This is a genomic window from Agromyces fucosus, assembly GCF_004134865.1.
In the GTDB taxonomy this organism is placed as follows: Bacteria; Actinomycetota; Actinomycetes; order Actinomycetales; family Microbacteriaceae; genus Agromyces; species Agromyces fucosus.
Map to the genome: position 1 here is coordinate 410,195 of NZ_SDPO01000002.1, position 13,768 is coordinate 423,962.

At 70.3% G+C, this 13,768-nt stretch carries 12 protein-coding genes; 3 read left to right on the top strand and 9 right to left on the bottom strand.

Features of this window, described 5'->3' with window-relative positions; genetic code table 11:
• Positions 1-208 precede the first annotated feature (208 nt).
• On the bottom strand, positions 209-1,231 hold the full coding sequence (locus tag ESP57_RS07665; protein ID WP_129231140.1) for a LacI family DNA-binding transcriptional regulator: 1,023 nt from the start codon (positions 1,229-1,231) through the stop codon (positions 209-211).
• Between the two features lie 225 nt (positions 1,232-1,456).
• Between ESP57_RS07665 and ESP57_RS07670 the strand changes: the two genes are divergently transcribed.
• Positions 1,457-2,068: a hypothetical protein gene (locus ESP57_RS07670; RefSeq protein WP_129231141.1), complete on the top strand. Its 612-nt coding sequence runs from the start codon at positions 1,457-1,459 to the stop codon at positions 2,066-2,068.
• A 95-nt stretch (positions 2,069-2,163) separates the two neighbouring features.
• Here the strand turns inward: ESP57_RS07670 and ESP57_RS07675 are convergent, their stop codons facing one another.
• From ESP57_RS07675 to ESP57_RS07710, 8 genes are all read right to left on the bottom strand, one after another.
• Positions 2,164-3,621, bottom strand: a complete 1,458-nt coding sequence (locus ESP57_RS07675) for an MFS transporter (protein WP_243648449.1) — start codon at positions 3,619-3,621, stop codon at positions 2,164-2,166.
• 88 nt (positions 3,622-3,709) lie between these two features.
• On the bottom strand, positions 3,710-5,059 hold the full coding sequence (locus ESP57_RS07680; protein WP_129231142.1) for a phytase: 1,350 nt from the start codon (positions 5,057-5,059) through the stop codon (positions 3,710-3,712).
• Positions 5,060-5,136: 77 nt separating this feature from the next.
• Entirely contained in the window at positions 5,137-5,967 is an 831-nt protein-coding gene (locus ESP57_RS07685; protein ID WP_115958682.1) for an aldo/keto reductase, read from the bottom strand.
• 191 nt (positions 5,968-6,158) lie between these two features.
• On the bottom strand, positions 6,159-7,124 hold the full coding sequence (locus tag ESP57_RS07690; RefSeq protein WP_129231143.1) for a cyclase family protein: 966 nt from the start codon (positions 7,122-7,124) through the stop codon (positions 6,159-6,161).
• Positions 7,121-8,512, bottom strand: a complete 1,392-nt coding sequence (locus ESP57_RS07695) for an APC family permease (RefSeq protein ID WP_243648450.1) — start codon at positions 8,510-8,512, stop codon at positions 7,121-7,123. The genes ESP57_RS07690 and ESP57_RS07695 overlap by 4 nt, the downstream gene beginning before the upstream one ends.
• A gap of 76 nt (positions 8,513-8,588) precedes the next feature.
• Complete coding sequence (locus ESP57_RS07700; protein ID WP_056005542.1) at positions 8,589-9,380, bottom strand: slipin family protein; 792 nt, start codon at positions 9,378-9,380, stop codon at positions 8,589-8,591.
• A 92-nt stretch (positions 9,381-9,472) separates the two neighbouring features.
• Entirely contained in the window at positions 9,473-10,669 is a 1,197-nt protein-coding gene (locus ESP57_RS07705) for a cystathionine gamma-synthase (RefSeq protein WP_129231144.1), read from the bottom strand.
• 44 nt (positions 10,670-10,713) lie between these two features.
• Positions 10,714-12,081, bottom strand: a complete 1,368-nt coding sequence (locus tag ESP57_RS07710; protein ID WP_129231145.1) for a cystathionine beta-synthase — start codon at positions 12,079-12,081, stop codon at positions 10,714-10,716.
• A gap of 256 nt (positions 12,082-12,337) precedes the next feature.
• On the opposite strand from ESP57_RS07710, the gene ESP57_RS07715 reads away from it, so the two are divergent.
• On the top strand, positions 12,338-13,021 hold the full coding sequence (locus tag ESP57_RS07715) for a DUF3105 domain-containing protein (protein WP_129231146.1): 684 nt from the start codon (positions 12,338-12,340) through the stop codon (positions 13,019-13,021).
• Positions 13,018-13,758, top strand: coding sequence for a DUF305 domain-containing protein (locus ESP57_RS07720; protein ID WP_243648451.1), 741 nt, complete (start codon positions 13,018-13,020; stop codon positions 13,756-13,758). Before ESP57_RS07715 ends, ESP57_RS07720 begins: the two co-directional genes overlap by 4 nt.
• Positions 13,759-13,768 lie beyond the last annotated feature (10 nt).

Below are 13,768 nucleotides of genomic sequence, written 5' to 3' on the forward strand. Positions count from 1 at the left end.
TCGTCAGGGTGATCGCTGGCCATGTTCCGGATCGATGTGACCGTTCACATGGCGTTGCTCATGTTAGCCCGATGGCGGATCATCCTGTCAACTCCGATTGGTCACGGAATCGTAACGACGCCGAAACCTGCGGCTGCGGAACTCCGCGGGCGACGGTCACGACCGCAGCGGCGGCTGCGAGCGCAACGGCGGCCCGAAGCGCCTCGGCTCAGAACGACGGGGCTCCCGTCGAGCCCCGGATGATCAGCTCGGGCGCGATCGTGGCGACGTATTCCGGCGCGGATGGATCGCGATCGCCGAGCAGGAGCGCGACGCACCGGCGCCCGAGCTCGGCGAAGTCCTGCCGCACGGTGGTCAGCGGCGGCCAGAAGTGGGCGGCCTCTGGCACATCGTCGAACCCGATGATCGAGACGTCGCCCGGGATGTCGAGGCCGGCGTCGCGTACGGCGTGCATGAGGCCGAGCGCCATCTGGTCGTTCGAGGCGAAGATCGCCGTGAAGTCGCGCACGGTGAGCAGTTCTCGGCCGGCGTGGTAGCCGAAGTTCGCGGTCCAGTCGCCGAGGATCGGCGCCGTGGTCGGCACGTCCTGGGCGCTCATCTCCTCGAGGAACCCGCGCATGCGCGCCTCCGCCTCGATCCAGTCCTGCGGGCCGGCGAGGTGGTAGATGTTGCGGTGGCCGAGCTCGATGAGATGCCGGGTGGCCATCCGCGCGCCCGCGATCTGGTCGACCGACAGGGTGCGCCCGACTTCTTGGCCGGTCGACTGCATGGTCACGTACGGCACGTCGATCGAGAGCTCGGCGATGGTCTCGAAGACGCGCACCTGCGGCGCGATCACGACGAGCCCCTCGATGCCCTGCGCCGCGAGGTGCGCGAGCCCGTCGGCGATCGACCCGGCATCCGACGAGTCGATGTTCGCGGTGGAGACCCAGTAGCCCGCGACGCGGGCCGCCGCCTCGATCGCGGCGATGCTCGAGGCCGGACCGTACTGCGTGCTCGACGCGGAGAGCACCCCGATCGTCCTCGATCGGCTCGTCACGAGGGCCCGGGCGGCACGGTTCGGCTTGTACTGCAGCTCGGCCATGACGTCGAGCACGCGCTGCTTCGTCTCGGGGCGGATGCTCGGGTGGTGGTTGAGCACACGGGAGACCGTCTGGTGCGACACTCCCGCGAGGCGCGCGACATCGCGAATGCTCGGTGCGCGCCCACGCGGCGCCTGCTGCTCGGACACGCTCACCCTCGATCATGTTCTCGGCATGTGCACGGTCACACCCGACCGCGAGTCCATTATGCACATGCCGCTGCGGGATGTGACGGTCACACGTGTGACGGTCACATCGTGTTCCGGCGCCGGACGGCCGTCCGATCGACCACCGGCGAGGGCCGTACGCGCTCGCTCGCGGTATCGTGCTGCCAGCACCGGATCGGTGCGGACCCCGACCGTTGAGGACCCGACGTGGCCGACTTCATGCGCTATCTCCCGCTCAGCCAGGGCGACCGCGCTCGGGAGTCCGACGTGTCGTCCGACTGGCGCGATGCCACTGCCGACGTGATCGACCGCGCAGCGGTCCTGCTCGAGGCGGCGGAACTCGACGACGATGCCGGGACTCGTCTCGCCGAGGGATTCCTCGAGAGCGTGAGCACGCGCCGTCATCCGGCACCGGGGCCGACCACTGCCAGCGACGCTGCGACACCCGACTCCGCGCACCCCGCCGCAGCGGCCCCCGCCGACCGGCTCCGTGGGTTCGCCGTCGCGATCCGCCTCGGTCGGCCTGCGCGCATCAGCTTCCTCTCCCGTGCGGTGGCCGCGCATCTCATGCTCGCCCACGAGGTCGGAACCGCTCCCGCGCTGCCCGAGCGCACGAGCGGAGCCGTGGCGCTCTACCTCGCCGCGAAGGCGCCCACTCCCATCCGCGCGGTCATCAACGGGCACACCCTGCGGGCCTCCGACGCCGATTGGGAGTTCGGACACGGCCCGGTGCTCGAACAGGCGGCGATCCCGATGCTCGAGTTCCTGCTCGGGCGCAGCCTCGAAGCGCCGCGTCCGGCCGCCGGCGACCGGGGCTGAGCGCACCTCGACGAGCGCGGCGGCGCACCGAGACATCCGTCAGCCGTATCCGGCCGCCGGCCTTCCGTCAGCCGTATCGGGTCGCCGGCCTTCCGTCAGCTGACGGATGCCTCCCGGCGAGGCCGCACGCGCGACGCGAGGAGCACCGCGACGATCGCGATCGCCGCGGTCACGGCGAAGTCGGCCGCGAACATGCCGGATCCCAGTGCACTCGAGATGAGTGCCGTGATCGCGAGCGCGATAGCCGCGCCGAGCGACTCCGAGATCGTCAGCGCCGCGCTGTTGAAGCCCTGCGCCGAGACCGGCGAGAGTGCGAGCACCGCGACCGAGAACCTCGGATACATGAAGCCCATCGCCCCGCCCGCGAGGGTCCACGCGACGAAGGCGATCGCCGGCGCGAGCGTGAACAGGGCGACGACGAGCACGATCACGAGCGAGACGGCGAGCAGGATCGTGCCGATCACGACGGCCTGCGTGTTCGACACGCGATCGAGCCGGCCCTGCAGCCACGACGCCGCGGCCCATGAGACGCCGGCACCGGTCAGCACCGCGCCCGCGAGGCTCGGCGAGAAGTGGTAGTTCTCGATGAACAGGTACGGCAGGTAGATCTCGCTGCCGAAGAAGGCACCGGCCACGATGAGCTTCAGCAGAACGGTCGCCGGCATGCCACGTGCGGCGCTCAGGGTTCCCTTCGGCAGCAGCGGCCGAGCGGCGTACGCGGCGAGGGCGATCGCCGCGATCGCGACGACCCACCGCCACGGGTCGCCGAGCTCCTTCGCGAGCGAGACCCCGAGCGCAGCGGCCGCGGTGAGCACCGCCCAGCCCACGCGGCTGATGCTCCACTCCACCGACGGGTCGCCCTGCACCTGCGAGCGCACGCGCAGCACGGGCGGCAGCATCATGGCGGCGGCGGGCACGACGAGCGCGATGACCCCGAGGAACACCCAGTGCCAGCTGAATGTCTCGGCGACGACGCCGGCGAGCGCCGGGCCGACGATCGAGGGGATCACCCACGCGGCGGCGAAGCCCGCGAAGACTCGGGCGCGCAGCGCCTCGGGGTAGACCCGACCGACGATCACGTAGAGCGGCACGATGACGGCGGCGCCCGACAGGCCGTGCACGAAGCGGCCGACGATGAACACCTCCATGTTCACGGCGGTGCCGGCGATCACGAGGCCGACGACGAACAGCGCCGCCGACACCAGCAGTGACGGGATCGGCCCCGATCGGTCGGTCCAGTTGCCCGCGATGACCATGCCGATGATGCCCGCGGCGAGCGGCACCGCGAACGCGAGGGCGAAGAGCGACTCGCCATCGAGTTGCTCGGCCACGAGCGGCATGATCGTCGTGACGGCCATCGCCTCGAATGCGGCGAGGAAGATCAGCGAGAACATGCCGATCGACAGCCAGCGGTACGGCTTCGACAGCGGCCCCGAGGCGGCGACCGGCCCGGCCGGCGCAGCGGATGCCGCGGCACCCGCCACCGTCGAGGCATCCGTCGACTCGTCGGTCGAGGGCGGCGCAGGCGTCGGAGCAGTCGGTTCGGAGGTCACCCTGTCGAGCCTACGACTTCAAGGGGACTTGAACTCAAGCGGATGCCCCGAGCGCCGAAGCATCCGCCCGGGGCATCCGTGCGTTCAGCTACCGGAAGCGCGGATCGTTGCCCGCCGTGGTGCTGATCTTCAGGTGCAGTGCCTCCGCGACGTCGGCCCAGTCGACGTACGAGAAGTTCGTCGCATCCCGTTCGCCGTCGACGCCTTCGCCGGTCTCGGGCTCGTCGTGCGTGACGAGGAGACCCTCTCGGTAGTCGCCGACGACGCGGTTGGTGACGGCGAGCCCATCGGAGCCGTTGATCTCATCGGCACCGTCGACGCCGTCGATGCCGAACGTGCCGACGAGGCGATTGCGTCCCTGACGCTCGTACACGGCGAAGGTGTCGTCGCCCTGGCTCGAGACGATGAGGTACCCGGTCGCCCCGGGGCCGTAGTAGAGGTCGACGCCCTCGGCGTCGGCTTCGAGCACCGAGCCGCCGAAGCCCTCGTCGTCAGCGTCGACGGGTGCGCACTCCTCGGTCTCGGGGTCGTACGCGTCGTGGACGCCGTAGTCCTTCACCCGGTCGATGAGCCGAGGCTCAGCCGTGCCGAAGGGGAGCTGGATGCGCCAGAGGCCGACATCCTCCTGCGCCGCGTACAGCACGCCGGTGCGCTGGTCGACGGTGAGGCCCTCGAGGTGCGGTTCGATGCCGGGCTCGTCGCAGGGTGTCCAGGTCGTGCCGTCGGGCAGCGGGAACGAGGCCGGCATGTCGGTCGTGGCGACGTCGTCGTAGCCGAGCGCGCCGTCGATCTCGACGATGCGGGCGGTCGCGAGGGTCGTGGCGCCCTCCTGCGTGACGACGGCGTACGCGTCATCACCGGCGGCAGGCTGCCACACGGCGAGGCCGTAGGCGGTCTGCCCTTCGTCGACGGTCGCACGGTCGGCGCTGAAGAGGAACGGTTGATCGGCCGCGGTGACCTCGACGAGCGGGGTCTCCGCATCCGAACCCTCGGGGTCGATCGTGAAGAAGCGCAGCTGGTCGTTGTACCGGTCGGAGACGACGGCCACGTCGACGAGCTCGCCGTCGAGTTCGACGCCGTAGGCGATGTCGACGTTGTTGTACCGGCCCTCGGTGCCGTCGGCGCGCGGCGCGACCGTTGCCGGCAGCGACTGCAGCTCGTCGGACTCGAGGTCGTAGACGCGGAGGCCGCCCTCCTTCGCCGTGACGATGACGATCGACTCGTCGGCGTCGCCCGGGTGCACCCAGATCGCCGGGTCGTCGCCGACCGCGTTGCCGCCGGCCTCGTCGTCGTAGAGCACCGGCGTCTCGTTGTCGGTCGTGATGACGGCCGGGTCCCCACCGACGGAGCCGGGCGCGGCGGCCCATGCTGCGGGGGCGGCGACGAGGAGCAGTGCGGCGACGGATGCCGTCGCGGCACCCTTCAACAGTGGAGTCATGCGATGAGACTCGCGGATGCCGCGAAACAGCGGCTGGACGCGGGGTGAATTCGGCTCGACGGGACCCGGGCCGCCGCTCAGAACTCCTCGTGCGTGTCGGGGTCTCCGCCCCAGATGCGCCCGCGCGACAACGCGGAGATGGCGTCGACCTCTTCGGTCGTGAGCGCGAAGCCGAAGATGTCGAGGTTCTCACGCCGGCGCGCGGCATCCGACGACTTGGGGATCGGCACCGCCTCGAGTTCGACGTGCCAGCGCAGCACCGCCTGCGCGGGGGTGACGCCGTGGGCGGCGGCGATCTCGACGATGACCGGCTCCTGCAGCAACTCGGTTCGCTTGGCGAGGGGACTCCAGCTCACGGTGCGGATGTCGTGCTCGTCGTGGAAGGCGCGCAGCTCCTCCTGCGGGAAGTACGGGTGCAGCTCGACCTGGTTCACGACCGGGACGATGCCCGTGCTGTCGATGAGCCGGGTCAGCATCTCGGGCGTGAAGTTCGAGACGCCGATCGCCCGCACGAGGCCCTTCTCACGCAGCGAGATCATCGCCCGCCAGCTCTCGAGGTACTTGCCGAGGCGCGGGAGCGGCCAGTGGATGAGGTACAGGTCGACCCAGTCGAGATCGAGGCGCATGCGCGACTGCTCGAAGCTCGCGATCGTCTCGTCGAAGCCGTGGTGCTTGCCGGGCAGCTTCGTCGTGATCACGAGATCGCTGCGATCGACGTCGGTGCGGCGGATCGCCTCGCCCACGGCCTCTTCGTTGCCGTAGTTGAATGCCGTGTCGATGAGGCGGTAGCCGTCGGCGATGCCCGCGGTGATCGCGTCGATACCCGCTTGGTCGTCGAGCCCGTAGGTGCCGAGTCCGATCGCCGGAATCGTGTTGCCGTCGCGGAGTGCGTACGCGGGTGCGATCATCTGTCCATCCTCACGCACGAGAGCACCGGATGCCAGACACGACGCCCCGCCGGATCCATGGAGGAACGAAGAACTCGGCATCGGAAGTCTCGGAACCGCTCTGCCAGTTCCCCCTCATCGCTGAGGGGGAACTGGCATATGGGACCCGGAACGGTCCAAGCCCGAGGGCCTACTCAGTCCGCGAGCACCCCTCAGCCGGTCGGCACCTCGGCGAACGCGCGCACCGGGAAGGTGCCGAAGCCCGCGACGCGCGGCGGCACCGCGGTGAAGCGTGCGCCGCGCACCGGCACCTCGTCGAGCGCGGTGAGGTGCTCGACCACGTGGATGCCCGCCGCGAGCAGGATCGAGTGCGCCGGCCGCGTGCCGCCCGACTCGGTGTCGTCGATGTTGAGCGAGTCGATGCCGACGATCGCGACACCGGCGTCGGCGAGATGCCGAGCACCCGCCTCGGTGAGGAACGGCGAGCCGTGCGCGTACTCGGGCCGCCCGAAGTGCCGGCTCCAGCCCGTGTGCAGCAGCACCGCCGTGCCTTCGAGCTCGCGATCGAAGAAGACCTCTGCGGGAATGCCGCGCTCCGCGGCATCCGTCAACCTGAAGACCTCGGCCGGGATGCCGACGAGCGTCTCGAGCGGCAGGCTCGCGAGGTCGCCGCCGTCGGCGTAGCGGTGGAACGGGCTGTCGAGGTAGGTGCCGGTGTTGCCGGCCATCGCGATGACGTCGATCTCGAACTCGGTGCCCGGCGCGTAGTGCTCGCGGGACGCCTCGCGCGTGAGGTGCGGAGTGATCACCGGTGCCGGGATGCCCGGATACGTCACGAGCCCCTCGCTGATCACGTGGCTGAGATCGACGAGGCGCACGCGCTGCGTGCGCTCTGGGTCGCCTGGCGCAGCGGATGCCTCGGCGCCGCGCTCGTTCGCATCGCCGACGACACCGCCGCCGACGCCCCGCGAGCCCTTGTGCGCCTCTTCGACGATCTCGAGGTTCGAGAGCTCGACGCTGCCGACGAGCGCGAGCCCGAGGTGGCGCACGAGCAGCTCGCCGATCTCGGCCTCGCTGAGCTGCGGCGACGGCAGGTCGAGCCGGAACGCCTCGGCGCGCAGCCCTCCCCCGTTGACGAAGGCGATGTCGGCGTCGAAGTGGGCGCGGTACTCGGTCATGCGTGCTCCTCGGGGGCGGGATGGGCGATCGGTGCTGCGATCGCCACGCCCCGGCGACGGGCGCGCACGCGGCGCACGACCGTCACGAGCACCGCGGCAGCGGCGAGCACGAGCGGCACCACGAGGTTCGCCCATGCGAGCACGAGGAGCCCCGCGGTCATGATGGTCGCGACGACGGCGAGCCACCAGCCGAACGACCAGCGCTTCAGCAGCAGGGTCGCGGCGAGCATCCCCGCGGCATAGATCGCCACCATGTTGCTCGTGTGAATGAGGATGAACCCGGTGAGGTCGAGGTCGTTCAGCAGCATGAGCCCGAAGTAGACGACGATCAGCACTCCGGTGAGCGCGAGCGCACGGCGCGGCACCTCGCCGTCGGCGGCGCCTTTGGCGAAGAACTTGGGCAGGTCGCCGTCGCGCCCGAGCGCGGCGCCGAGCTTGCCGAACGCCGGCAGGTAGGCGTTCATGACGCCGACGGTGACGATGGCTGCGATGATCGCCACGAGCACCGGACCGATGCCGGGTGCGGTCGTCTCGACGAGATCGAGCAAGGGCACTTGGCTGTCGCCCGCCCGATCGCCGAGCACCGCGACCGTGACGAACTGCAACGCGAGGTAGGCGACACCCACGACGGCCACGGCGATCGCCGTGGCGAGCGGGATGGTGCGCCGGGGGTTCCTGAACTCCCCCGCGATGTGGGTGCCGACCTCCCAGCCGGCGAACGCCCAGACGAAGAGGCTGATCGCGACGCCCACCCCGCTCCAGCCGTTGGGCAGGAACGGTTCGAAGTTCGAGACCTCGACCGCGGGGAACGTGGCTGCCACGACCCCCACCACGACGGCGATCAGCAGGCCGGTCAGCACGAACTGCACCCACCCGGCGACGCGAACGCCGAACCAGTTGATGACGAACGGGGGCACGAAGACGGCGAAGCCGATGATCGGCACGGCCGACCGGTCGATGCCGAGCACCGCGACGACGTACTCGCCGCCGAGCACGGCGAGCACGGGCGCACCCACGCAGACGCCGAAGTAGAACCAGTACCCGGTCATCCGGGCGGCGGTGCCGCCGAGCGCACGGCGAACGAAGCTCGCCACGCCGCCGGCGTCGGGGTAGCGCGCCGAGAGCGCAGCGAACGTGCCGGCGAGCGGAATCGACAGCACGAGCACGGCGGCGACGGCCACGATCGAGGCGGGTCCGGCGGCGGAGGCAGCGAGGCCGGGCAGCACCAGGATGCCGGTACCGAGCACGCTCGCGATGTAGAGGGCCGTGCCCTGCACGAGGCCGAGGCTGCCGCGGTGCGGCACGGATTCAGCAGTCGCCGAGGCGCCGGATGCCGCGGAGCCGGCGGGAGCCGCGCCGGCGGCGACGGCGGTCTGGTTCGAAGTCACTCGCTCATTCTGGGGTATCCCGCCGACGCTCGCCGCTGGCAGGAATGACACACTTCATCGAAATACTGCCAGCGCCTCAGGCGCGCCGAACCTGCGCCACCGCCGCCTCCCGGTCGATGAAGTTCGTGAGCTCGCCGATCGAGGCCATGAGCGGCGCCGGGAACAGGACGAGCGTGTTCTTGTCGACCCCGACCTCGACGAGCGTCTGCAGGGTGCGCAGCTGCAGGGCGAGCGGATGCGACATCATCGTGTCGCTCGCGACGCCGAGCTGCTCGGCAGCGAGCGACTCCCCCTCGGCGGCGATGATCTTCGCCCGCTTCTCGCGCTCGGCCTCGGCCTGCTTCGCCATCGCGCGCTTCATCGAGTCGGGCAGCAGGATGTCCTTCAGCTCGACGAGCGTGACCTCGACACCCCAGTCGAGTGTCGTGACATCCAGGATCTCGCGGATGTTGGCGTTCAGCGCAGCCGTGTCGGCGAGCGTCTCGTCCAGGTGGTGCTGACCGACGACGCGGCGCAGCGTGGTCTGGGCGATCTGCTCGATCGCGGCCTTCACGTTCTCGATCGCGATCACCGACTTCACCGCGTCGGCGACGCGGTAGTAGGCGACGGCCGAGACCCCGACGGTGACGTTGTCCTTCGTGATGATGCCCTGCGACTGGATCGGCAGCGTGACGATCCGCAGCGACACCCTGGTCATCACGTCGACGATCGGGATGATGAACCGGATGCCGGGCTCGCGCACACTGTGCAATCGGCCGAAGCGCAGCACCACACCGCGCTCGTACTGCTTGACGATCTTCACCGACATGAAGAACAGGATGATCGCGAGGATGCCGACGATGACGAGGGTGATCCAGAACCAGACCATGAGAGCTCATCTCCTGCGGCGCCGGTTCGTACCGGGCGCCTGCTCCCATTCTCCCACCGCGAATGCCTGCCGAGTAGTGGCTGCGGATGCCGCTATAGGCGGGCGAGCGCCCCGTCGATGTCGGCGAGCAGGTCGGCGACGTCCTCGATGCCGACCGACAGTCGCACGATCGACTCGGGCACCTCGGCCTCGGTGCCCTTCACCGAGGCGTGCGTCATCTCGGACGGGTAGTTGACGAGCGACTCGACCCCGCCGAGCGACTCGGCGAGCTGAAACAGCTCGGTCGACTCGGCGAACCGGCGCGCGGCCTCGCCGCCGCCCGCGAGCGAGATCGAGAGCATGCCGCCGAAGCCCGACATCTGCCGGGCGGCGAGCTCGTGGCCGGGGTGCGACTCGAGGCCCGGATAGAAGACGCGCTCGATGCCGGCGTGCTCCTCGAGGCGTCGCGCGATCGCGAGGGCGTTCGAGCTGTGCCGCTCCATGCGGACCCCGAGGGTCTTGATGCCCCGCGACGTCAGGAACGCGTCGAATGGGCCCGAGACCGCACCGGCCGCGAACTGCGTGAAGGTCACGCGCTCGGCGAGGTCGGCGAGTTCCGTACGACCGGAGCCGGCGCCCGTCGCGTCGCCGAGACCCGCACCGAACACGAGCGCGCCGCCGAGGACGTCGGAGTGGCCGCCGAGGTACTTCGTCGTCGAGTGCACGACGACGTCGGCGCCGAGCGCGAGCGGCTGCTGCAGCGCGGGCGAGGCGAACGTGTTGTCGACGACCACGAGCACGCCGGCGGTGCGGCCGAGCTCGGCGAGCGCCGCGACATCCGAGATCTTCATGAGGGGGTTCGACGGCGTCTCGATCCAGAGCACCTTCGTCGACGGCTCGATCGCCGCGCGCACCGCGTCGAGGTCGCTCGTGTCGACGGTCGTGTGGCGCACGCCCCAGGCGCCGTGCACGCGGCGGATCAGCCGATGCGTGCCGCCGTAGACGTCGTTGCCGACGACGACGTGGTCGCCGGGTGCGAGCACGGTGCGCAGCAGCGCGTCTTCGGCGGCGAGGCCCGACGCGAACGACAGCCCGAGCTCGCCGCCCTCGAGGGCCGCGAGCTGGGTCTCGAGTGCGGTGCGCGTGGGGTTGCCGCCGCGCGAGTACTCGTAGCCGCCGCGGAGGCCGCCGATTCCGTCTTGCACGTAGGTCGAGGTCTGGTAGATCGGCGGGATGACGGCGCCGGTGGTGGGATCGAACTCCTGCCCGGCGTGGATCGCGCGGGTGTCGAAGCGTGCGTGGTCGTGCATGTGTCTCTCCTGAGAAGCGTCTGGTGCAGATGTACCCGGGCCGGTCAGGCCGAGAGGTAGGCGAGCAGGTCGGTGCGCGTGATCACGCCGAGCGCCTTGCCCCCGTCGGTCACGAGCATCGCGGGCGTCGTGCCGAACGACGAGCGAGCGGATGCCACGGGCTCATTGACCCCGATGAGCGGCAGCGACTCCCCCACGACCCCCGAGACCTTGTCGGTGAGCTTGACCTGCCCCGAGAAGACGAGGTCGAGCAACGTCTCCTCGTGCAGTGCGCCGAGCACCTCGCCGAGCACGACGGGCGGCTCGGCGGTCAGCACGAGAAGTTGCGAGACGCCCGTCTCGGTCATGCGGTCGATCGCCTCGCGCACCGTGTCGTTCGGGTGCACGTAGACGAGGGGCGCCGTGCGGTCGGCCTTCGCGGCGAGCAGCTCGGCGATCGTGTGGCCGGCCGGTGCGTTCGAGAAGCCGTAGGCGCGCATCCACTTGTCGTTGAAGATCTTGCCGAGGTAGCCGCGGCCGCCGTCGGGCAGCAGCACCACGAACACGTCGTCGGGGCCGGCGGATGCCGCGGCCTTCAGCGCCGCGACGACGGCCATGCCGCTCGAGCCGCCGACCAGGATGCCCTCCTCGCGTGCGAGGCGACGGGTCATGTCGAAGGACTCGGCGTCGGAGACGGCGATGATCTCGTGCGGCACCGCGGGGTCGTACGCCGTCGGCCAGAAGTCCTCGCCCACGCCCTCGACGAGGTACGGCCGGCCGGTGCCGCCGGAGTACACCGAGCCCTCGGGGTCGGCGCCGATGATGCGCACGCGATCTTCGGACACCTCACGGAGATAGCGTCCGGTGCCGGTGATCGTGCCACCGGTGCCCACGCCGGCGACGAAGTGCGTGATCTCGCCCTCGGTGTCGCGCCAGATCTCGGGGCCGGTGGTCTCGTAGTGCGATCGCGGCCCATTGGGGTTGGAGTACTGGTCGGGCTTGAACGCGCCGGGGATCTCACGGGCGAGCCGGTCGGAGACCCCGTAGTACGACTCGGGGCTGTCGGGCGCGACGGCGGTCGGCGTCACGACGACCTCGGCGCCGTAGGCCGTGAGCACGTTGCGCTTGTCTTCGCCGACCTTGTCGGGGCAGACGAAGATGCACTTGTAGCCGCGCTGCTGCGCGATGAGGGCGAGGCCGACGCCCGTGTTGCCGCTCGTCGGTTCCACGATCGTGCCGCCCGGCTTCAGTTTGCCCTCGCGCTCGGCGGCGTCGATGATGCGGCCCGCGATGCGGTCCTTCGACGAGCCGCCGGGGTTCAGGTACTCGAGCTTCACGAGCACCGTCGCCGAGGTGACGCCTTCGGTGACGTGGTGCAGCTTCACGAGCGGGGTGTCGCCGACGAGATCGACGATGGTGTCTGCGTACTTCATGGTGAGGTCCTTGCTGTCGGCTCGTTCAGCCCGGTCGGCGAACGGGGGCGGCGAACGATCGATCGTGCGCGCGTGCGTGCGGCGTCGGTTTTGTCGGCGTCAGCGACAACACAGCGAGAGGATCACGAGGCCACTCTATCCGGTCGGGCGATCGTGGCGAAGGACCGATCGGATGCCTCGACCCGGCGTTCTCCCAGCCTGAACGCTCGCGCCGTTCATATGATTGAAGCGACAACCATGCGAGAGAGGCCTACGTGTGAGCGCGACCCCGCCCGTTCCCCCCAAGGTGAAGCAGCAGAACACCGTCAAGCAGCAGCGCGCGGCTGAGCGCGAGCGCAAGCTGGCCGAGTTCAAGAAGCGCGAGGCCAAGGCCAAGCGCAACCGGCGCATCGGGATCTGGTCGGCGGTCGTGGGAGGTCTCGCCGTGGTCGGCATCGTCATCACGTCGATCGTGCTGACCCCGCAGCCCGTCTCGTACGGCGCCGGTGGCGACGGATCGAAGATCGAGGGCGTCGAGACCTTCGACAACGGCGCCGGCCACGTCGAGGGCGTCGTCGACTACGCGCAGACCCCGCCCGCCGGCGGCGAGCACAACCAGGCGTGGCTGAACTGCGGCGTCTACGAGCAGCCGGTGCCGAACGAGAACGCCGTGCACTCGCTCGAGCACGGGGCGATCTGGGTCACGTACGACCCCAAGCTGCCCACCGACGAGCTCGAGGCGCTGAAGTCGCACCTGCCCTCGACCTACGTCGTGCTCTCGCCCTTCGAGGGCCTCGACTCGCCCATCGTCCTGAGCGGCTGGAACACGCAGCTCGCCCTCGACAGCGCCGACGACGAGCGCATCCCCGCGTTCTTCGAGGAGTACTGGCAGAGCCAGAACGTGCCCGAGCCCGGGGCCCTCTGCACGGGCGCCTACGACGCGCCCGGCAAGGTGTCGTGACGGAGCTCGCCGATCCGGTGAGCCCAGTCGGCGCCGACCACGAGGCTGCCGGCGAACTCGCCGCCGCCCCTGTGCCCGCGCGGCGCCGTGGCGGCCGGGCGGCGGTCATCGCCGTGGCATCCGTCGCCCTCATCGTCGTGGCCGTCGTGGCCTTCTCGATCGGGCGCCTCTCGACCCTCGCCGAGCCCACGCCGTCGAGCACGAGCGCCGAGGCCGGCTTCGCCCGCGACATGCAGGTGCACCATCTGCAGGGCGTCGAGCTCGCCATGATCGTGCGCGACGCGACCGACGACCCCGAGGTGCGACTGCTCGGCTACGACATCGCGACGACGCAGGCGCAGCAGGCCGGCCAGATGTACGGATGGCTCGCCGAATGGGGACTCTCGCAGGCGGGTTCCGAGCCGTCGATGACGTGGATGACGCGCCCCGCGATCGACGGCGCCGCCGGTCACGACGACCACGCGACGGCAGACCCCGGCGCCCACGTGCCCGGCGCGCCCATGCCCGGGCTCGCGACACCGGCTCAGGTGGAAGAGCTGCGCGGCCTCACCGGCGTGGAGGCGGAACGCCGCTTCCTCGAGCTCATGATCGCCCACCATCGGGGCGCGGTCGAGATGGCCGACGCGGTGCTCGCGCGCTCGTCGAACGACGTGGTCGTCGCGCTCGCGCAGTCGATCGTCGACAGCCAGACATCGGAGATCGACCTCATGACCGGCATGCTCGCCGAGCGCAGCTAGCCCACCGCTG

Bases quoted from the DNA above. Each gene is read 5' to 3' on its own strand.
- ESP57_RS07680 (WP_129231142.1), bottom strand. From the start codon at position 5,059: ATGACTCCACTGTTGAAGGGTGCCGCGACGGCATCCGTCGCCGCACTG.
- ESP57_RS07690 (WP_129231143.1), bottom strand. From the start codon at position 7,124: ATGACCGAGTACCGCGCCCACTTCGACGCCGACATCGCCTTCGTCAAC.
- ESP57_RS07705 (WP_129231144.1), bottom strand. From the start codon at position 10,669: ATGCACGACCACGCACGCTTCGACACCCGCGCGATCCACGCCGGGCAG.
- ESP57_RS07700 (WP_056005542.1), bottom strand. From the start codon at position 9,380: ATGGTCTGGTTCTGGATCACCCTCGTCATCGTCGGCATCCTCGCGATC.
- ESP57_RS07710 (WP_129231145.1), bottom strand. From the start codon at position 12,081: ATGAAGTACGCAGACACCATCGTCGATCTCGTCGGCGACACCCCGCTC.
- ESP57_RS07685 (WP_115958682.1), bottom strand. From the start codon at position 5,967: ATGATCGCACCCGCGTACGCACTCCGCGACGGCAACACGATTCCGGCG.